The organism is Vibrio sp. 1249-1, assembly GCF_033340495.1.
On sequence record NZ_JAWOWJ010000014.1, the window covers coordinates 74,249 to 95,920 of the forward strand.

The following is a 21,672-nucleotide window of genomic DNA, read 5'->3' on the forward strand; positions in this document are numbered from 1 at the left end:
TCAACCTTCCCTTATGCTTCAGTGATCGCTACGTGTAGGATGTCGCCTTTCGCTTCAGGGTGCTTTTCCGTGAAGGTTGCTGGGCGGTGCTGTTCACGCTCTTGTACAAACACAACGTTGTCATCGCGCTTGTCAGAGTTGATGAAGTGCGCGAAACGAGTCAGTTGTGATTCGTCGTTGATGGTCGCAGTCCACTCACACTCGTACTCGTCTACAAGCTTCGCTACGTCTGCCTCTAGTTGAGAGTTGATACCAAGCTTGTCGTTAACAATCACTTCGCGTAGGTAGTCAACGCCACCTTCCATGTTTTCCATCCAAACTGATGTGCGTTGTAGTGGCGCAGCAGTACGGATGTAGAACATCATGAAGCGGTCGATGTACTTGATTAGTGTTTCTTTATCTAGGTCACTTGCAAGTAGGTCTGCGTGACGAGGTTTCATGCCGCCGTTACCACATACGTACATGTTCCAACCTGCGTCAGTCGCGATGATGCCAAGGTCTTTACCTTGTGCTTCCGCACACTCACGAGTACAGCCAGAAACACCGAACTTCATCTTATGAGGTGTACGAATGCCTTTGTAACGGTTCTCGATGTAAGAACCTAGACCAACAGAGTCTTGAACACCGTAACGACACCAAGTAGAGCCCACACATGTCTTCGCCATACGAAGTGCTTTTGCGTACGCTTGACCTGTTTCGAAACCAGCGTCGATAAGCTTGCGCCAGATCTCTGGAAGATCGTCTTTTTGAGCACCAAACAGACCAATACGTTGAGCACCGGTTACTTTGGTGTATAGGTTGTATTCTGCTGCAACGTTCGCTAGTGCACTCAGTGCTTGAGGTGTTACTTCACCACCCGCCATACGTGGGATAACAGAGTAAGTACCGTCTTTTTGGATGTTACCTAGGAAGTTATCGTTCGTGTCGTGCAGCTTAACCAGTTGTGGCTTAAGGATGTGCTCACCCCAGCAAGAAGCCAAGATAGAACCAGCCAGTGGTTTACAAACTTCACAGCCGTAACCTTTACCGTATTTCTCTAGAAGCTCATCAAACGTTTTGATCTCTTCAATACGGATTAGGTGGAACAGCTCTTGGCGTGAGTATGCAAAGTGCTCACACACGTCGTTCTTCACTTCGATACCAGATTTAGCAAGCTCAGCATTTAGAACAGACGTCACTAGAGGAATACAACCACCACAGCCTGTACCCGCGCCCGTCACGGCTTTGATGTCGCCCAATGTGTGGTGACCATCAGCAACCGCTTGTGCGATCTTGCCTTTGGTTACGTCGAAACAAGAGCAGATCACTGCACTTTCTGGTAGAGCATCTGCACCTAGTGCTGGTTTCTCAGCGCCTGCGTGTGCAGGAAGGATCAACGCATCTGGGTGTTCTGGTAGGTCGATTTCGTTCAACATAAGTTGAAGCAGGTCGCCGTAGTCAGACGTATCGCCAACCATAACCGCGCCAAGCAGTTTCTTGTTGTCTTTAGAAACGATAAGACGTTTGTAGACTTCTTGTTCTTCGTTCTGGTAAACGTAACTCTTACAACCTTCAGTACGACCGTTCGCGTCACCGATTGAACCTACTTTTACACCTAGAAGTTTCAGCTTCGCAGACATGTCAGCGCCTTCGAATTTGCTTTCTGTGTTACCTAGTAGGTGATCAACGGCAACTGTCGCCATCTTGTAGCCAGGAGCAACAAGGCCGTAGAACATTTCGTTCCAAGACGCACACTCACCAATCGCGTAGATGTTCTCATCAGAAGTCTGACAATGATCGTTGATAGCAACACCGCCACGAGGTGCCACTTCTAGCTCCATTTGGCGTGCTAGTTTGTCTTGTGGACGAATACCTGCAGAGAATACGATGAAGTCTGTTTCTAGTTCTGAACCGTCAGCAAAACGCATAACGTTGCGTGCGTTTGTGCCTTCTGGCGCAATCTCAAGCGTATTTTTGCTGGTGTGAACGTTCACGCCCATACGCTCGATCTTTTGACGAAGCTGGTTACCACCAGCCAGGTCAAGTTGCTCAGCCATTAGTTTTGGCGCGAACTCAACAACGTGCGTTTCTACACCCAGTGCTTTCAGTGCGCCTGCTGCTTCAAGGCCTAGCAGACCACCACCGACAACAACGCCTGATTTGCTCTTCTTCGCACACGCTTCGATCGCTTTAAGATCTTCGATAGTACGGTAAACAAAACAGTCTTTGCTTTCGTGACCTTTGATAGGTGGAACAAATGGGAATGAGCCAGTAGCAAGAATCAGCTTGTCGTATTGAACTTCACGGCCAGTGCTTGAGTAAACAATGCGGTTTTCACGGTTGATGTTAATCGCGCGTTCGCCGATCAGCATGTTAATACCGTGTTTCTCGTAGAAGCCTTCTTTTACTAAAGAAAGTTCATCTGCAGTATGGTGAGAAAAGTAAGAGGAAAGGTGCACACGGTCGTATGCGACACGAGGTTCTTCACAGAAAACCGTAATGTCTATATTAGACATATCAGCTTTCTCGACTAAGTCTTCAATATAACGGTGCCCTACCATACCGTTACCGATGACTACTAGCTTCAACTTGCTCATTATAATTCCTAAGGGTTAGGTTCTTATCACTGAGCTCATTGTTAATTGTGAAAGAAAATTAATACATGATGTAAATCAATTACAATTTCAAACTACCCTAAAGGGGTAGATGAACGTATTTATCTGACTATTGCGAAATAAAAAGTAATTTATTAACGGATATTGGTAGTTTTAACAAACTGAGATAACCGAAGCCATGCTAGCAACGGACTATACCGTTTTGCTTTTATGAAGTTAGGCTGACCATCGAAACCGAGCACACCTACGATAAATCCTGCTTTGCTTCTAAACGACGCACTCACTTGACTTCACCGTTTCAAGGTGATCAGAGAACAATATCTGAAGTGATTGAAAGATTTAGAAAAATCAAGCTTCACAACAAAAATTTTTTACTAGCTAAGTCGCACTATAAAGACTAAAATCAGGTTTAGTTCATATGGAATAGCGTCCATATGATTGATACCGTAATTGACATATAGAGTGCCGTCCCATTTTTGTGAGGCGGCCTTTTATTTGGGAGTCATAAAATGTCAGAAAACAATTCTATCTACATCTCAAGCTTAGATATGAACCGAATCACGGCTTTGTTGGATAAAATGCCAAACATCGCAGCGGAGCTTGTGGAATTAGAAGCAGAGCTCGACCGAGCAACAGTTCTTGAGCCAGAACAAATGCCAGATAACGTGGTCACGATGAACTCGACTGTAGAGTTTAAATTTTCAGGTGAAGATAGAACCATGACAAAGACACTGGTTTACCCTTCTGAACTGAAAAGCAGTGATGATATCTCTATTTTTGCACCCGTAGGCAGCGCACTGATCGGTTTGTCTGTCGGCCAAAAACTTGACTGGCCAATGCCAAATAATCAATTGAAGACAATTGAAATTGTCGATATCACATACCAACCTGAGCGTTGTGGTGCACTAAACCGCTAATCCTCAGTAGTCCCGGTGCAAAGGCCTCCATTTAAGACTTTGCACCAGGAGAGCCCCTCGCTTACCCCCTATTTCCTTCTTTGTTTTCCAAGCATTTACTTTGCTGCTCTTAAGTAACGTCACCGATTCTTTATTATTTACCGCATATTCAATATTTATATCTCCAAGCTCAATCATAGAAATTGCAAAGTATTTTTCGTATATTGTCGCTCCGAAAACGACGTAAATTATGCGCAAAATGGAAGAATATCTAACTCGAATTGCCTGCTTAGAAAAAGAAAATGAAGAGCTGAAGCGGAAGAATGCGCGACTACAAGAAAAGTTGAATGCTGCACTCGACAGTAATGGACTGTGTTTGTGGGAGCAGCATATTCCTTCAGGTACTTTGACGATATTCAATATGCAGTGGGGAAAAATGCTAGGTTATCAGCCCCATGAGTTAACCGCGACGGTTGAAACGTGGAAAAACAATCTCCACCCTGAAGATTATGAACTTGCGGTGGGTGCATTTGAAGATCACCTAGCTGGCAAAACCGACCTTTATGAGGTAGTGCATCGCATGATTCATAAAGACGGCAGTGATAGTTGGGTCTACGATCGAGGGCGCATCGTCGAGTATGGTTCTGATGGCGAACCACTGCGCATGATGGGCACTCATATCGATATTACAAAAGAAAAGCGATATGAGCAGCAACTGGCTAAGTTAGCTTCGAGTGATCCATTGACCGGACTGTTAAATAGAAAAGCAATTGAGGAAAACTTTAATCATCAACCTCAAACCAAGCCGTCTCAGCAGTCTGCCTTAGTGTTTGTTGATATAGATAATTTTAAAGCAGTTAACGACCAGCTAGGTCATCATACTGGCGACACCCTCCTCATCAATATCGCCAATAGCTTAACAGAGCTTGCGTCAAGCAAGTCTCAAGTTGGACGCATAGGAGGCGATGAATTTGTTATCTTAAACTGGCATTCAAGTCGAGAGGAAATATCCCAACTTTGCAATCAACTCTTAGATTCAATCATTCCAGCGATAAATCAAGACTTACATAAAGTAACGATAGGAATGAGTATCGGTGTTTGTCTCTTTAACAAAGGAAAGCAACCGTTTAATGAAGTGTATCAAAAAGCCGATCACGCAATGTATGAGATAAAGAAAAATGGCAAAAATGGAGTACAATTTTTCAACTTAAAAAGTTGATATCTCTCCATAAATCATCATGTTATGAAATCAGTCATTTGCTACAACTTGAACTAACTCAAGATAAATTCTTTATATCTAAGCCAGTTACCGAAATTACCCCTACGTACTCATAAATTTGGCACGATACAAATAAATCCCCTCCTCTCCTAGCATCAACCCAATAAGCAACTACACTCATTTAACTGATAGATTAATTACTACTATTATGAAGGGAGTTGTTTTTGATGGATACAAAACAGATTTCTACAGTTATCATAATTTTAGTTCTTTCTGTATTAGCGGTTGCTTATTTAAAGTTAACAACGGTATCAAATGCTATCCACAAACCTACAACAATCGGTATATCTAAGACGCCTCTGTCAGCCCCTTTTATCATTGCAGAGCACATAGGTGCGTTTGAAGAAAACGATTTAAACGTCGAACTTATCATGTGCTTTGGAGGGGTCGAATGTTCAAACCTACTTCTAGAAAACCATGTTAATTACGCCACTTTTTCTGAAAGCGTACTGATGTTTAAAAGCTTTGAATACAAAGATTTAGCATTAATCACTTCTTTTGCATCTTCTACGAATGATATTAAGCTGCTAACTAAAAAGCGGTCTGGTATAGAAAGTATAGATAAATTACCAGGAAAAAAGGTTGGTGTAATAAAAAAGAGCGCTAGCGAATATTACTTAGACTTGTTGCTACAGGTAAATGACATTGATTTAGAAAAAGTAGAAAAAATATCATCAACAACGCAGGTTATTATAAATCATTTAATGCAAGGAAACGTCGATGCAATATCTACTTGGGAGCCATACGGATTTATGGCCAAGAATAGAATAAATGAAGAAGTAAAGAACATAGGAATTATTGGCGTGTATAAACTTTACTTTTTGCTTGTATCAAAAGAAATACACATTGAAAAATCAGATCAAGAAGTAATGAAAATAATAAAGTCACTTCATCACTCAATTAACTGGATGGATAAAAACCCTCATTTAACAATGAAAATACTATCACAAAAACTTAACACAACAGTTGAAGAAATATCTTGGAGCTGGGATGATTATAACTTTCGATTAAATTTAACGAATTCTTTATTATTTACATTACAATCAGAAGCTAATTGGGCATTAAAACAAAAATATGTAGAAGGACAGATTCCAAATTACAGAAAAATATTTAAAGAAAACTATATCAATTCATATTTTGATGGTCTAGATTAAAATGCATCGTTCGTTAAACCACTATTTAGCATCACTATTCAGTCTAAGCGTAATACTATGTATCAGCGTTATAGTATACATAAGCTTCATAAAAATAGAAGATTATAAAGCTAAGAAACAATTAAACCAAATAATGGACATACAAATATCATTAGAGTCATTAAGTAGTTATCTTTGGGCTTACACTCAAAATAGGGAAAAAAACAATTTCACACAATTCATGATTTCTCATAACAAATTAAACGAATTATTATCTCAAAATGAAGATGTTTCATACCTTACTAAAGACCTAAAAAAAATGAATCTCGAACTGTATTTTTTAGTTCAATACGAAAATAATCATTTACTAGACAAAGATCGCCATTATGATTCAGTCGTAAATTATAATAAATCAAATCCTGCCATACAATCCAGAATAAACATTGTATCCCAGGATATGAATAATGAAATAATATATATTTATAAAAAAATACTTAATAATAAGTCTACAAAACTACAAAATTTAAATTATTACACTCAAGCAGGTATTATTTTTATCTCTCTGGTTGTTATGCTATTGTGCTTTTATATAAAAATAAAGTTCAAGAGAAGCTTTCAAAGGTTTATAAATGGAATAAAACAATTAAGCAGGTCAAATTTTGACTATAAAATCCCTTCAGAAAATCAATTCACGGAATTTGAAAATCTGTCTTGTTACTTCAATAAAATGGCGGCATTGTTAAACCACACAACAATATCAAAATCAAAACTTAAAGAAGAAGTAGAGAATCAAACTTCAGTTCTAAATCGTCAAAAAGAAAGTTTGGTATTTTTGTCTGAGCACGACTCCTTAACTAATATCTACAATCGTCGAGCAATAGAAAAACATTTGATCCAGCTTACGCGTAATTTCAGAGGCAGTGAGAATAGTTTTAGTTTGTTTTTTATAGATTTAAATTTATTTAAGGATATTAACGATAGCCATGGCCATGAGGCAGGTGATGCAGTGTTAAAATCTGTAGCTAGTAGATTGTCAAGTATTATCGACGAATCAGACATGGTAGGCCGCTTTGGCGGAGATGAATTTATTATTATTCATCGTTCACACACAACAGGTACGTCTCTGTCTGCATGTGCACTACGCTATATCCAAGAAATAGAAAAAGTAATTCATTTTAAAGGTAAAGAGTTATGCGTCGGAGCTAGCATTGGTATTGCACTCTATCCTGAGCATGGGTCGAATGTACATGAATTATTAACAGCGGCAGACAAGTCTATGTATCAGTCAAAACGTTCTAAAGCTAGCTCGTTCACTATTGTCGACAACAGCAGTTCGCTGTTAAAGAGGCCTATGTTTTAATCTAAAGTAGCTGTGGAAACGTTCTACATGCGAATATTCAACGACATCGACCACTGTGGCCACTTACAGTAATAAAGCCGCTTTTATCACATAGCAAAAGCTAAACTCGTAAGCTAAACGCTCTCCAGGCATTGAAGAAAAATAATCCATTGTGAATGGTTAATTCTCCCCTTTTAAACGTCAACTTTCACCACCATATGATAGTTAAGATTCATTAACAGGCTATAACTATCCTATGTCTTTTCCTCGTTTATCTGTTCTGGATTTGGCACCCGTGTCCGACGGAACAAACTTCACCGAAACGTTCGAACGCTCCGTTGAATTAGCTCAATCAATCGAGTCCTGGGGCTATCATCGGTTTTGGATGGCTGAACACCATAACATGCCCGACATCGCCAGTGCCGCAACCAGTGTATTACTCAGTCATATTGGAGCGCACACGAACTCGATCCGTTTAGGATCAGGTGGAATCATGTTACCTAACCATGCACCACTAGTTATTGCAGAGCAATTCGGAACGTTAGAGGCATTATACCCTGGTCGTATTGACCTCGGATTAGGACGCGCACCAGGCACCGACTACCAAACAATGCATGCATTAAGGCGGGAACCAGAGCATATGGATCCTGACTTTGAAGAGCTGTTGGAGGAACTTAATTTCTTTCTTGGTCCCGTATCTCGAAATCAACCAGTCGCGGCTTATCCAGGTAACAACACATCTCTGCCGATTTGGCTTCTGGGGTCGAGTACATACAGCGCACGTTTAGCAGCTAAGAGAGGCTTACCTTTCGCATTTGCTGCACACTTTGCTCCAGATGCAATGTCTCGTGCTCTAAACTTTTATCGAGATGAGTTTGTCCCATCCGAGCATTTAGCTCAACCCTATGTGATGATTTGTGCCAACGTTATCGTAGCGGATACTCAGTCACATGCAGATTTTCTCGCGACAACAGAGAAGCAAAAATTCTTAAAAATGATTCGCGGCAATCGCGAAAAACTTCGCGCACCAGTGAAAAGTATGGCACCACTATGGTCAGCACAGGAAAAGCTTCACGTTGAAACTCAATTACGTGAATCTATCCATGGTGATCAAACATATGTAAGACAGAAAATTGAGAAACTTTTGGAACGCACTGGGGCAGATGAAATTATGGTAAACACGATGGTGTTTGAACAATCTGAGAAGTTGAGATCCTACAGGTTACTATCGGAACTCATGGACAAGTAAAAGAATGGAGGCGCCTCCCGGAGTCGAACCGAGGTCCACGGATTTGCAATCCGCTGCATAGCCACTCTGCCAAGGCGCCTTTCTGATTTTTTATCTCTGTTACCAAAGATTTTGATGGTGCCCCGGGCCGGACTTGAACCGGCACAGCGCGAACGCCGAGGGATTTTAAATCCCTTGTGTCTACCAATTCCACCACCAGGGCAACGCAATCATGCGATGGGTTAGACACCATCTATCTCGCGACCTTTGCCGTGAGAACGAGGCGTACTTTAACGGATTAATTTATCTGGTCAACAAAAAATTAGTCTTTTTTATTCAAATGGTTAAAAAGACGACTCTAACGAACAAAGGGCGATCATTTTGCTTATTTGATCATCAATACGCTTTGCTTTCGTGCCTTTTAACCTTCTCATTTTATATCAATGAAGAGCCAACAAATCGCGCAAGTTAACAGTATGGGTATAAACTTAACGTGTATTTCAGAGAACAAAATAGCGCTCATCATGTTTCGAAAACCATCATTTCACTTACCCTTACATGCAGACTCCGAACTCGACTTCGTAGTGCCCCACTTCTTCCTTACTGAATTTGATTATGCACGCTCTCTGGAGCAGGGAGTCATCGACGACTTGGATCCTGAATATACACACCAATATCGCGTCACACTGAGGCGCATACGCTCACTATGCTCACTACTTCGCGAACTGATCCCTCCTTTTGAACAGCGTATTTTGAAACCTCATTTAAGAATAATGATGAAGAAAACAAATAAGCTGCGTGATTTGGACGTATTTATCTTGGACAAAAACCAATACATTGAAATGCTCCCAAATCACAAATCGTCTCTTGAGCAACTTTTTTGCTTTATAGAATCTGAACGTGCTTACGAACAAGCAAAAGTTACGCGTTGGCTAGATACACAAGAATACACAACGCACTGCACTTTGATCAGGAATAGTATGTTGCGAAGTACGCAACACGAACCAGTGGATAGCAACGTACCTGCGTTACTTTTCGCAAGCCAAAAAATCTCCGTTCAATTTAAAAAAGTTGATAAAGCACGACGCAAAATCTCGGACAAAAGTCGTGACAGCGTGATTCATTCGATGCGGATAAAGTGCAAAGCGCTTCGTTATTTGTTAGAAGGATTTTCCACGCTCTATCCTTCCCAACAGCACAAAAACAACGTGAAACAACTAAAACTATTGCAAGACAAGCTCGGTGACTTTAACGACACTTCAAGTCAAATTGAATTTTTCGCACAACTCAAAGAAACAGCAAATCTCAATAAACAAGATCGTAAGGCTTTGAAAAAGCTAATTAACGTGCTTAGCGAACATCATGAACTCTCTCGCCAAACCATCTTGACGCATTTAAGCCAGTTTGAGTCTTTCATTCGCGATTCCAATACACAAAATCTCTACCGACCCTAAATCAAGGTTCACGTATTCTTAATATTCATTAATTACAGTCAATCGTTGGGCTCCATTAAGAAAGATAACGTGAAACCATTAAAACGATACCAATACGAGCGCTATGCGGTGCTTTGTAATCTCGCCTACCCTCGCGTCTTCAGACAAACTCAATATGGATTCGATCCTAATGGGCAACGAGTCATTAGAAATGAACACGGTAAGATTATGATTCGCGTGCTCTGGAGTAAAAAACAGAGTGAAGTGGTCGTAGTGATTAAAGGCTCACACAGTATCAGTGATTGGTTGTTGAACTTCGCGATGTGGACGAGAAGCTGTCGAAGGTTGGGACTAAACTATCGCATTCACGCGGGTTTCTATCATCTGTTGTTCCAAGAAAGTTTACCGAGCCGGAATGAAGATCGGTTAGGGTTGACCGTGATCGAACGCCTCGAAGGTATTGTTGTACCACTTATTCTCAGGGGAAAAAGAATCACTATTACTGGCCACTCTTCAGGTGGCGCGATTGGCAGTGTTTTTGCTGACTATATTGAGAAAAAATACCCCAAAAGCATTAAACGCGTGGTCACTTTCGGACAGCCCGCTGTCGGAGATTGGACGTTTAAGAAACGCTACCGTTTGGGGCACAAAACATACAGGATTTGTTGCGACATCGACATCGTGACCTTTATGCCGCCCGTACCTTTTTTGTATTGGCATGTAGGCAAAATGCTATGGTTATATAACGGGAGAATATACGAGAACACCCCAACGCTCATACGGCTTGGGCGCTCCTTATTTAGTTGGTTAATGCGACCGTTCTCTTATCACTTTATGAGTAAATACATTCGCGACAAAGACTTTTTTGATGAACGCTGAGTTAAACATCCGAAAGGTATGACGTACAGACACCAAAAAGCCGGACTTCGCCGGCTTTACGATTAAGTGGTGATCTACAGAGAGGCGATTTCTTTTTCAAGTTGATATTTGTTATCTGTGACAATTCGCTCTAACACTTCAACACGTCGCTTCAAGTCACCAATTTGCTTGTTAAGGTTATCTTGTTCTTCTCGGCTCATCGTATTACGTTCAGATATCTCCAACGCTCTTACTTCTTTACGATGGTTCAAGATTAACTTTATTATCCCGCCCCCAAATATGGCACCGAACACAATAGCCACAACCAATACATCAGCAATAGATTCCATTCTTTATCTTCCTCTAGATTATGCTCAACTATAAGTTACTCATTTGTCGAATGAATATCAAATAACACATTGATTCATTGAAGAGTTTTATCAAGAATTGCCTACTCTGTATCAAAATCACAGGAATGGATTATTCAACGCCAACCCAAACCGAGACAGATCCGCCGTTTACTGGGAACTCAGCCCAACCATTCGCATCAGTCCAAACTTCTTCAGTTCGGAGACCCAACTTGTCTACGTAGCGAGCACTTGGTTTACCCGTATACATCCACTTCGAGCCGCCAGGTCCATCACTCATGATCACGGCCATTGAATGTGGATGCTTTGCATCACCTTCTCGAGTCCAACCAATTACGTCCCAGTGGTCGAGATAAGAATGTTGTTTGCCATACGCATAATCTTTACGCAGTGTTACTAGCTCTTCAATGTAAGGCACTTTGACCATATTGATGTCATGCCCTTTATCACTGTACTGCGCGCCGTAGTAATCTGCATAAAACACGGATGGATAGCCTTCTTCACGCAATAAGATAAACGCGTAAGCGAGCGGCTTAAACCACCAATCAACCGTCGACTCCAAAGCCTGCAAAGGTTGAGTGTCATGGTTTTCTACTAAGGTTACCGCTTTGACTGAATTGTCCTTCATCAGCGTACCATCCATGATTTGACGCATATCGTAGCTACCACCCGATTTAGACGCATTGTAGAAGTTCATATGTAACGGTGCGTCGAATAGAGACATGCTGCCAGAAGTTTTGGTGATAAAGTTATGCAACTGATTAACATCGTAGTTCCAGTACTCTCCGACCGTGAATAGTTCTTTCCCTGTTTTCCAACGTAGGTGATCAATCCATTCTTGCAGGTATTGATATTTGATGTGCTTCACCGCGTCCATTCTAAACCCATCCACACCCGTCATGTTGATATACCACTCGCCCCAGTCTTTCAGCTCTTGCTTCACTTCAGGGTGATCCATGTCTAGATCAGCGTACATAAGGTAATCGTAGTTGCCTTTTTCCGAGCTAACTTCCCAATCCCATGCCTTACCCTCACCTTTGAATTTGAAGATAGCTTTTTCTTCGCCAGCATCGTCCCAATCCACGCCATCAAAGTGGTACCACGTCCAATGAAAGTTTGAGTACTTGTCGTTGCGCCCAGGGAAATCAAACTCTACCCACGCTTCAATCCATTTATCACCAAGTTCAATATTTCGGTTGTTCCAATCTACTCGCTTGGTATCAACCCAAGACTTTCCATCCGCACCACCGCGATGGTTGAACACCACATCGCCATAAATCTGGATATTGTTTTTATGGGCAGCATTGATGGCGCTTAGGTACTGATCTTTGGTGCCATACTTGGTGCGCACCGAACCTTTTTGATCAAACTCTCCCAAATCGTACATATCATAAACGCCATAACCGACGTCGTTGCTACCACCAGCACCTTTATAGGCGGGTGGTAACCATAACGCAGTAAAGCCGTTATCAGATAGTGCCGACGCGTTGTTTTCAACTTGTGTCCAGAGTGCACCGTCATTTGGCACATACCAATGGAAATACTGCATCATGGTGCCATTTTGTGCCGCCATTACAGGCGAACTGAGCAGCAAAGTTAAGGGTAAAAGTGTAGGTTTAAGGTTGAATGTTTTCATTATTTTTCTCTCACGTTAAGGACTAGAATCCTCCTTTCTGCATATACGCACCAAGCGATACTAACTTTGACGCTAGCTAGGTTGCTGCCTGTAATACAAAAAGTTCGGATTACAATCGAAGAGAAACTATCACCAATCACACTATACAATTATTGAGTTGTCTAACATTTATAAAATCAATGATTAGCGCGTTAAAAATATTGAATGGTGATCAAAACATGGGAGACTTTAGGAAAGCGCGAAGGGTTACGAAAAGGCGGATTAAAAACGAAAAAAGCCAGTCATTTAAGACTGGCTTTCGAAATAGTGGAGGCGCCTCCCGGAGTCGAACCGAGGTCCACGGATTTGCAATCCGCTGCATAGCCACTCTGCCAAGGCGCCTTTCTGATTTTTTATCTCTGTTACCAAAGATTTTGATGGTGCCCCGGGCCGGACTTGAACCGGCACAGCGCGAACGCCGAGGGATTTTAAATCCCTTGTGTCTACCAATTCCACCACCAGGGCAACGCAATCATGCGATGGGTTAGACACCATCTGTCTCAGCGACCTTTGCCGTGAGAACGAGGCGTACTTTAACGGATTAATTTATCTGGTCAACAATAAATTTTATCTTTTTGATTTAAGTGCTTAAAAAGCGATCTGACTAGTACGTTTGGCATTCAAATAGACCAATAAGCACCCGTTCCCTTTCATTAGCCTTGAAGTCATACGCATATTAGTGTCCGTAACTGCTTCGAGGTAAACACGCGACTATCACGTTATGAACGCTGATCTTTTCACCGCTGTAACATCTGTAACAATTTGATTCCCTACTCTTGGCACGACTGCGTACAGAACATCATATTTTGTTACCGATAACTTTATATCGAATGTGGTCGTACCTTTATAAAATCATTGACTTTTTTATTTTCAAACAAAGCTCAATTCATTATCGAAAATATCAATAAATAATGGTACGTTACACGGGTTGCAGTAATTTAATGGACATATATCACATATAAGGATGTGGTTTACTTTGGCGACACAACATAAGAAAAACAAGGTATATCACTAATGTCTATCAAGAATCTTTCTATAGCGAAAAAGATATCGCTATCGTTTTTACTCATTGCCATCGTCAACATTGCATTTGGCGTGTTTTTATCTACAGAGCTCAAAAGCATCAAATCTGAGCTTTTAAACTATACCGATGATACGCTTCCTGCAATGGAAAGGGTCGATTCGATTCGAGATCATTTGTCTCGCTGGCGCCGAGCTCAATTTGCTGCGTACACTTATGAAGACGCAGACCAAGTCAAAACTAAAATTTCTAACAATATTAGAGAACGCGAAAAGATCACTAGAGAGCTCAACGCTTACGGTGAAACTATCTGGCCTGGCGAAGAGCAGCAAACTTACCAGCGTCTTATGCGTCAATGGAAAAAGTACTTGGTTACTATGGACCAGTACAATGAAGCGATGCTAGCTAACGACAAAAGCAAGGCCCACCCTATTTTGGCGAACTCTTTGTCTGCTTTCGAAGCGGTTGACTCAGAGTTAGGCGAACTAATCCGTCTCCTTAAAGAAGCTATGGACAGCAACAAAACTCACATCCTGTCCTCTGTAAATGGATTGAGTAATTCTTCAATTGCAAGTAACGTGATTATTCTACTGATCATGGTAGGCATGACATACGTGCTGACTCGCCTAATTTGTGGCCCACTTAAACTTGTTGTTGAGCAAGCAAATGCCATCGCGACAGGTGATCTATCAAGTGACATTGACCGTAAAGCAATCGGCAATGACGAGCTTGGTGAACTGGCAGACGCGACCACTAAGATGCAAGATGACTTACGCCAAGTTATCGATAACGTGATTGCTGCAGTTACTCAGTTAAGCAGCGCTGTCGAAGAGATGAACCAAATCTCCGATATTTCTGCGTCTGGTATGAAAGATCAACAGCTGCAAATTACGCACATCGCAACAGCAATGACAGAAATGAAAGCGGCCGTAGCCGATGTTGCTCGTAACACTGAAGACTCAGCGAACCAAGCTAACGAAGCAAACCGACGCACACAACACGGTGTTCGTGAAACCCAAGGTATGGTTGACGCGATTCAAGAAGTTTCAAACGTAATTGGCGCTGCAGGCGATACCGTAGCAGAGCTTGAACAGCAATCGAATAAAATTAACGTGATCGTGGATGTTATCCGCGACATTGCCGATCAAACCAACCTACTTGCACTTAATGCAGCCATTGAAGCGGCGCGTGCTGGTGAGTCTGGTCGTGGCTTTGCCGTCGTTGCAGACGAAGTTCGAACTCTTGCCGGCCGTACGCAAGATTCAACGAGTGAAATCACTTCGATCATTGAGCAGCTACAATCACTTGCAAAAGACGCAAAATCAGCTACTGAACTTTCTAGAACCAGTATCTCAGAATGTGCAGAACAAGGCATTCAATCAAAACAGCTGATGAGCGACATTGAGCATTCGATTTCGGACATCTCAGACATGGGTACCCAAATCGCCACGGCTTGTAACCAGCAAGACTCTGTTGCGGAAGAGCTTAACCGCAGCATTGAAAACATACATTTGGCATCTCAAGAGGTCTCGCAAGGTTCGGAGCAAACCGCACAGGCGTGCCGCGAACTAAGCCAGCTATCCATTTCTCTTAAAGATGTAATGAGCCGCTTTAAACTGAGTTAAACTCAGTGGATACCTTAGTAGATATCAAATCAATCCCGATTTGCTTAAATTGAATGTCATCACTGAGGTATATTTAGGTATATATTAAATCACTATCTTAATAAACGCTCCAAAGCACCACTTGGAGCGTTTTACTTCGTCAGGTACTTTCCCCAAGTACTCAATAACATAACCAATACAAAAAACGCGTACGGAGACTTTATGCGCTTAAATAAAACCTTACTATCACTGACTATCGCTGCTGCAGTCGCGGTTCCTGTAATGCAAGCCACTGCCGCTCCTCTTCAAATTAGCAATACAGCAGCAAAAGCAGAGCAAGTTCAAGGTGCTAACGCTTGGCTAGAAATAAACTTAGGTCAGTTCCGCGATAATATTGAGCAGTTTAAATCGCACATGGATGGCAAAACGAAAATCTGCGCCGTGATGAAAGCCGACGCATACGGCAATGGTATCGCAGGCCTGATGCCGACTATTATCGAGCAACAAATTCCTTGCGTTGCCGTTGCAAGTAACGCCGAAGCACAAACTGTTCGCGACAGTGGCTTTAAAGGCCAACTTATGCGTGTACGCTCAGCGGATATTGGCGAGATTGAAGCCGTAATCGACCTAAACGTCGAAGAGTTGATAGGCACAGCAGAGCAAGCTAAAGCACTGTCTAAACTAGCCGAGAAAGCTGGTAAAGAAATCAAAGTTCACCTTGCTCTGAACGACGGTGGTATGGGACGTAATGGTGTTGATATGACGACAGAAGCGGGCAAGAAAGAAGCGCTAGAAATCGCTCAACAAGCTGGCGTTAATATTGTTGGTATCATGACTCATTTCCCTAACTACAATGCAGACGACGTGCGCCAAAAGTTAGCTTCATTCAAAGACAGTTCTGCATGGCTGATTAAAGAAGCGAATCTAAAACGCGACAACATTTTACTGCACGTAGCAAACTCTTACACCGCGCTTAATGTTCCTGAGGCGCAGCTTGATATGGTTCGTCCTGGTGGCGTTTTATACGGAGACTTACCAACTAACCCTGAGTACCCTTCTATCGTGTCTTTCAAAACACGCGTGGCATCCGTTCACCACCTGCCAAAAAATAGCACAGTCGGTTACGACAGCAGCTACACAACAAGCAAAGAAAGCTTAATGGCGAACATTCCTGTTGGTTACTCTGATGGTTATCCACGAAAAATGGGGAATACGGCAGAAGTTCTGATCAATGGCCAACGTGCAAAAGTTGCGGGCGTTGCTTCAATGAACACCACAATGGTAGATGTGACAGATATCAAAGATGTTGAGCCTGGTTCTGAAGTTGTTTTGTTTGGCTCCCAACAAGGCAAAACGATTTCAGCTACTGAGATGGAAAAACACGCAGAAGTCATCTTCCCTGAACTATACACGGTTTGGGGAAGCGCGAACCCTCGTGTCTACGTAAAATAAACCTACTCAGTTATTCGTAACAGAGCGAAAAAGCGAGCCTCGTGCTCGCTTTCTTTCTTATTTACTAATCTGTACTAGCTCGTGATGTTATCAATTAAACAGAGCTTACTATTTCTGTTGTTTTAATCTCCTTTAGCACTACCAAGTACGACTCTCTACACTCTGTTTCTTAAAGCCGCTTGGATGGCTCATTTTCATATAGCACTTAGTGTTTGAAAGCCCCTCTAATTGATGTTAAACATGAAGTTTACAAAAGAACAACAAACATACTCGTATGGCACTGCCCCTTTGCCTGCTAGCTAGGTATCTCTATGACAGAAAATACTCAACATCTTCAACGCTCCTCCACTGAGTTGCACGAATTTAATCGGCTTGACGTCTGGAACGGCTTCACCCAACTTTTACCCCTCTCTATGTTCGTGGTCATATTTGGCCTCGCTTTCGGTGTTGCTGCCGTACAGACTGGACTAGATGTATTTCCCACTATGTTGATGAGCACACTGGTCTTCGCCGGTGCTTCACAATTTGCCACGTTAGAAATGTGGGGAGCAGAAGTCCCTCTCATTCCAGTACTTATTACTGTATTTGCGATTAATGCTCGTCACCTCTTGATGGGAGCCACACTTTATCCATGGTTACGACAACTCCCACCAACAAAACGTTACGGTGTAATGCTGGTAGCATCAGACGCTAACTGGGCAATGGCACTCAATGCATTTGGTAGAAGAGAACCAGGCTTTGGCTTGCTTGTTGGTGGCGGCTTAGCGATGTGGTCTTTTTGGATTGTGGGCACCTGGATCGGCATTTATTTTGGTAGCGCAATCAAAGATCCGGTGGGCCTAGGGCTCGATATGGTTATGGGATGCTTCCTGCTGTCTATGGTGGTAGCCGGGCCGAAAGACTTAAGAATCTTTGCGATTTGGGCCATAGCAGCAGCCTCTTCTATGTTGGCGTATTGGTATTTGCCAGAGAATAGCCACGTAGTGGTTGGCGCCATTACTGGCGGAGTATTGGGTGCTTGTTGGAAGGAGAAGAAAGCATGAACATCGAAACAACCATAGGTGGCACACTGCTTATCATCATCGCTATGGCGTTAGTCACGCTCATAACCCGCTGGGGCGGAGTGTATGTTATGTCATTCATTCCAATTAGCGAACGGGTTCAACGTTTCATTACTGCGATGTCAGGTTCCGTACTGGTTGCGCTTTTAGCTCCGCTAGCAGTAGAGGGGGATAATGGTGCTAGAGCAGCACTGTTTTCTACTGCCGTTGTCATGTTCATCGTGAAAAAGCCTCTACCCGCAATTGCAGCAGGCATCATCGCCGCCGCTGCAGTACGTGCTCTTTAGTCGCTGTTTCAACGCCGATACCAGTCATCAATAAAAGACCCAAAACACAAAACCCTGATGTCACGAGTGTCATCAGGGTTTATCTTATGCCCATCATTTTAACGATGAACAACGATTATTAATCATGGTGAGACAGCACATTACGCACAGCAGTTACAATTACGCTTATATTTGTCCATTTTCCCAATACCAGGGTTAAAGGTATTGGTTGGGTCTAATTCGTGGTAAAACTTCTGCAACGAGTTTTCGGCTTCATACAAGTGACCCACGTTATGTTCTGCTGGGTATTTGGCACCACGGCTATTGAGGTGCTCTAGCATCATCTTTTTCATCAACTTCGTGTCAGTCCCTTTTTTGAAAATGTAATCTTGATGGAAGACGTAACACATAAAGTGACCATAATAGAGCGCTTGAACAAGGTTCTTACTTACCTCTTCAGGCAAAGTTTCTAGCCACTCTTCATCATTACGTCGCAAAGCAATATCAAGTGCAACGATGTCTTCTACGTCTTTTCGGTGAATCGTCTCGTAACGAATTGCTGCACCTGCTGCTGCAAAGCGATGTAAATAAGCTTTTTTACCCTCTTCCGGCGTACACTCGAAGAAATCACAGTCGTCTTCAACAGCCCAAACTTCTTTGAGGTATTTTTGCGCCTCAGCAATACCACCATCACTCATTTTCAATACCAGGTGATGCTCATACTTGTCACGGAAATCCAGCATTCGTTCTGGTAAATGTTGTGGGAACAACTTGCTCGCGTAGTACAAAATGGTGTCTGGTAGATATTTACTGACAAATGGGATGCGCTCTAAGAAATTTTCTACCTTAGCTTTAAGTGCGAACATTTTTGGCAACTTATCTGTACCTAACAAGTCGATGGATAAGAACACATCCTTGCCGTACTTCTCTGCCATGTTGAAGATATCTCGATGCAAGTATTCTCCCATCTCAGGCAAGTTATCAAACGTAGATAAGAAGTCTTTTCGCAACTTCGTTAGTTTCGCAGGGTCATTGGTGCCAAGGTAAAAAACCTGCTCTTTTTCGGGTACTGGGTAGCTGTCAACCCGAACGGCAAAAACCCCCAACTTACCAGCGCAGCCACTGGCTTCAAATAATCGGCGTTCATCGGCATTAAAGCGAGAAGGAATGTCAGAAGTCACGTCTCGAACACGTTCATCGTATTCTTTGTCTGATGCCATTCGCTCATCATGAATGATCTTCGCTGGGTCAAAGTTCCCTTCTTGCAGGTTTGTTAGAATTTCTTCTGGCGTTTCACCTAATCCTTCAATACCAAGGTGGTTCACCAAATGTAACTGGCCTTGCTTATCCACCTGCGCATAGATCGCCAGTTCCGTATAAGCAGGACCACGCTTAACTAGCGCACCGCCTGAGTTATTGGCGATACCACCGACCACAGTGGCACCTAGCGATGAAGAGCCGATGATAGAATGCGGTGCTCGGTTCACTGCCTTCAACTCTTTCTCCAAAGAGTGTAAGCTCGCACCAGGCAAGCAAACCGCCTGCTTACCGCCATCTAATAAGTGAATCTTCTTGATTTTGGTAATATTGATCACAACCACATCGCGATCATAATCATTACCACTCGGAGCCGAGCCCTCTGTTAAACCTGTTTTAGCCGCCTGCATGATAATGATGCAGTTTGCTTCAACACACTGTTTAATAATCTTCCATTGTTCTAGAAGAGTGTTAGGAAACACGATAGCAAGCGCATTACCACTACCCGAACGAAACCCCGAGCGGTAATATTTCGTTTTAACCTCGTCGGTTAGAACATTTTCTTCCCCCACGATGGTTTTAAATTCTTCAATCAGCTGCTTTTGTTTCATATCCGTATCTCTAGTTATTGTACTTCGCTCACAACACCGCTTAGCGGCAGGCATGGCGTTTGAGCCACTATAAGCAGTCCATTTCTCTGCGTCTATGTCAGGCGGACGAACAATACGTAATCAATAAACAACAAACAAAATAATTCTTTATTTTTCTGTTACTTATCTTTCACATTTGAGAAATTTAACGTAAGAAACAGACCGTTTCTTAAAAGAAACAATAGCAAAACCATTTGTTAACAGTTGTGCGGGGTATCTTGTTATCAATATTAGTGAAGAAAACGAGGAGAAGCGTAAGCTCCTAAATTTAAGAGGACTCTTAGAAATGAAGATGGAAACATAAGCTCAACACCAACATAACGATCGGTGTTGAGTTATTGGCTTAAAATCGATGGTTTTGACTTTGAAAGCTTGTGTATAGATGATCGATAAAGATCTTAATTTTTTCTGGTTGCTGACGAGTGTAAGGGTACACCGCATAAATACCCAAACATTTGGCTGTTTCGTCTTTAAATAACTGAATCAGACTGCCTTGCTTTAAGTCTTCATAAACCAATACACGCGGCACATAGATGATTCCCTGCCCTAACAGCGCCACATTTCTCAATACAGAAGAATTGTTAGTACAGAGGTTACCGTCGACGGTGATTTGATATACCTCGTCTCCATCTTTAAACGCCCACTCATGCGCTCCGGTTTCTTGGTAGGAATAGACTAAACAATTGTGTTTAGCCAAGGCTTGAGGTTGTTTAGGTATGCCATGTTTAGCTAGGTATTGGGGTGACGCGCAAATGATCCAATTTGCATCCACCAGCTTTCTTGCAATCAGACTAGAATCTGGCAACACACCCGTTCTAATTGCCAAATCAAAACGTTCATTCACGATATCGACGAAACGATTATCTAGATCCATATCGATATTGATGTCTGGGTATTTCTGATTAAATTCATTAATCACTTGAGGAAGAATTAATTCACCAGAGATAGTAGGCACCGAAATTTTAATGTTTCCAGATAAGTTTTTACCTAAACCCACAATGGATTCTTCCGCCGTTGCCACCGCTTGATAAACCGCTTTTGCATGAGTAAAAAACGCTCGTCCTGCTTCAGTCAACGTTAGCGTTCGCGTTGTTCGGTAGAGAAGCTGTACACCAAGCTCTTGTTCAAGCTTGGCAATCCGTTTACTGACGACCGATTTGGTCAGTGACATATGTCTCGCGGCAGCACTGAATGAACCTTGCTCGATCAAGTGATAAAAAATGATGTAATCGTCGGTATTTCTCATGCGTCTTCGTCAAATCCTTTGGAAGCCCGTATTGTAAACTGAAATTGGCTGAGGTGCGAAACATCGGGTCACACTTAATATCAGAAACTCGTGACAGAGATGGGGTTGCTAAGCTCACAGGTAATGAAAAAGAGATGGTGTGAATTTATCAGTCTTCAGATACAAAAAAACCAGCTTTCGCTGGTTTTAAGTTGATGCACTTGGCATCGAGATACCGCCATGGCCATATCTGAATAATTTGGAGCGACACACGAGGTTCGAACTCGTGACCTCAACCTTGGCAAGGTTGCGCTCTACCAACTGAGCTAGTGT

Annotated in this window: 16 protein-coding genes and 4 tRNA genes; 11 read left to right on the plus strand and 9 right to left on the minus strand. The window is 42.4% G+C overall.

Annotated elements, in window-relative coordinates:
• Positions 1–11: 11 nt before the first annotated feature.
• Positions 12–2,576 (minus strand): nitrite reductase large subunit NirB, encoded by a 2,565-nt coding sequence (gene nirB, locus R7Z50_RS19990; RefSeq protein ID WP_042520975.1) that lies wholly within the window; start codon positions 2,574–2,576, stop codon positions 12–14.
• Between the two features lie 527 nt (positions 2,577–3,103).
• On the opposite strand from nirB, the gene rnk reads away from it, so the two are divergent.
• From rnk to R7Z50_RS20015, 5 genes are all read left to right on the plus strand, one after another.
• Positions 3,104–3,511 carry a nucleoside diphosphate kinase regulator gene (gene rnk / locus R7Z50_RS19995; protein WP_318149230.1) on the plus strand — a complete coding sequence of 136 codons (408 nt, stop codon included), beginning with the start codon at positions 3,104–3,106 and terminating at the stop codon, positions 3,509–3,511.
• 238 nt (positions 3,512–3,749) lie between these two features.
• The gene (locus tag R7Z50_RS20000; protein WP_158173495.1) at positions 3,750–4,709 is read left to right on the plus strand and encodes a GGDEF domain-containing protein; all 960 of its coding nucleotides are present in this window, start codon (positions 3,750–3,752) and stop codon (positions 4,707–4,709) included.
• A gap of 227 nt (positions 4,710–4,936) precedes the next feature.
• The gene (locus R7Z50_RS20005) at positions 4,937–5,923 is read left to right on the plus strand and encodes an ABC transporter substrate-binding protein (protein ID WP_318149231.1); all 987 of its coding nucleotides are present in this window, start codon (positions 4,937–4,939) and stop codon (positions 5,921–5,923) included.
• Positions 5,924–6,056: 133 nt separating this feature from the next.
• Complete coding sequence (locus R7Z50_RS20010; protein ID WP_318149232.1) at positions 6,057–7,262, plus strand: diguanylate cyclase domain-containing protein; 1,206 nt, start codon at positions 6,057–6,059, stop codon at positions 7,260–7,262.
• Positions 7,263–7,497: 235 nt separating this feature from the next.
• Entirely contained in the window at positions 7,498–8,490 is a 993-nt protein-coding gene (locus tag R7Z50_RS20015) for an LLM class flavin-dependent oxidoreductase (RefSeq protein WP_005376038.1), read from the plus strand.
• Positions 8,491–8,495: 5 nt separating this feature from the next.
• On the opposite strand, the gene R7Z50_RS20020 is transcribed toward R7Z50_RS20015, so the two are convergent.
• Both R7Z50_RS20020 and R7Z50_RS20025 read right to left on the minus strand, forming a co-directional pair.
• Positions 8,496–8,569 (minus strand) — tRNA-Cys (locus R7Z50_RS20020).
• 36 nt (positions 8,570–8,605) lie between these two features.
• A tRNA-Leu gene (locus R7Z50_RS20025) sits at positions 8,606–8,692 on the minus strand.
• 301 nt (positions 8,693–8,993) lie between these two features.
• Here R7Z50_RS20025 and R7Z50_RS20030 point away from each other — a divergent pair.
• Complete coding sequence (locus R7Z50_RS20030) at positions 8,994–9,923, plus strand: CHAD domain-containing protein (RefSeq protein ID WP_021707732.1); 930 nt, start codon at positions 8,994–8,996, stop codon at positions 9,921–9,923.
• 69 nt (positions 9,924–9,992) lie between these two features.
• Positions 9,993–10,781, plus strand: a complete 789-nt coding sequence (locus R7Z50_RS20035) for a lipase family protein (protein WP_005375991.1) — start codon at positions 9,993–9,995, stop codon at positions 10,779–10,781.
• A gap of 74 nt (positions 10,782–10,855) precedes the next feature.
• Here R7Z50_RS20035 and R7Z50_RS20040 read toward each other — a convergent pair whose 3' ends face one another.
• The 4 genes from R7Z50_RS20040 to R7Z50_RS20055 form a co-directional block, all read right to left on the minus strand.
• The gene (locus R7Z50_RS20040; RefSeq protein ID WP_005375990.1) at positions 10,856–11,110 is read right to left on the minus strand and encodes a hypothetical protein; all 255 of its coding nucleotides are present in this window, start codon (positions 11,108–11,110) and stop codon (positions 10,856–10,858) included.
• A 130-nt stretch (positions 11,111–11,240) separates the two neighbouring features.
• Complete coding sequence (gene amyS, locus R7Z50_RS20045) at positions 11,241–12,764, minus strand: alpha-amylase (RefSeq protein WP_053303665.1); 1,524 nt, start codon at positions 12,762–12,764, stop codon at positions 11,241–11,243.
• Between the two features lie 307 nt (positions 12,765–13,071).
• Positions 13,072–13,145 (minus strand) — tRNA-Cys (locus tag R7Z50_RS20050).
• A gap of 36 nt (positions 13,146–13,181) precedes the next feature.
• Positions 13,182–13,268 (minus strand) — tRNA-Leu (locus R7Z50_RS20055).
• Between the two features lie 549 nt (positions 13,269–13,817).
• Between R7Z50_RS20055 and R7Z50_RS20060 the strand changes: the two genes are divergently transcribed.
• The 4 genes from R7Z50_RS20060 to R7Z50_RS20075 all read left to right on the plus strand — a co-directional run bounded on the left by R7Z50_RS20060 (position 13,818) and on the right by R7Z50_RS20075 (position 18,228).
• Positions 13,818–15,449: a methyl-accepting chemotaxis protein gene (locus tag R7Z50_RS20060; RefSeq protein ID WP_005375988.1), complete on the plus strand. Its 1,632-nt coding sequence runs from the start codon at positions 13,818–13,820 to the stop codon at positions 15,447–15,449.
• 201 nt (positions 15,450–15,650) lie between these two features.
• Positions 15,651–16,880, plus strand: coding sequence for an alanine racemase (alr, locus tag R7Z50_RS20065; RefSeq protein ID WP_206969306.1), 1,230 nt, complete (start codon positions 15,651–15,653; stop codon positions 16,878–16,880).
• Positions 16,881–17,191: 311 nt separating this feature from the next.
• Positions 17,192–17,923 carry an AzlC family ABC transporter permease gene (locus tag R7Z50_RS20070; RefSeq protein WP_213897011.1) on the plus strand — a complete coding sequence of 244 codons (732 nt, stop codon included), beginning with the start codon at positions 17,192–17,194 and terminating at the stop codon, positions 17,921–17,923.
• Positions 17,920–18,228: an AzlD family protein gene (locus R7Z50_RS20075; RefSeq protein ID WP_005375985.1), complete on the plus strand. Its 309-nt coding sequence runs from the start codon at positions 17,920–17,922 to the stop codon at positions 18,226–18,228. The genes R7Z50_RS20070 and R7Z50_RS20075 overlap by 4 nt, the downstream gene beginning before the upstream one ends.
• 140 nt (positions 18,229–18,368) lie before the next feature.
• Here the strand turns inward: R7Z50_RS20075 and dld are convergent, their stop codons facing one another.
• Complete coding sequence (dld, locus tag R7Z50_RS20080; RefSeq protein WP_206969303.1) at positions 18,369–20,075, minus strand: D-lactate dehydrogenase; 1,707 nt, start codon at positions 20,073–20,075, stop codon at positions 18,369–18,371.
• Positions 20,076–20,457: 382 nt separating this feature from the next.
• Complete coding sequence (locus R7Z50_RS20085) at positions 20,458–21,360, minus strand: LysR family transcriptional regulator (protein WP_017633645.1); 903 nt, start codon at positions 21,358–21,360, stop codon at positions 20,458–20,460.
• Positions 21,361–21,672: the final 312 nt, after the last annotated feature.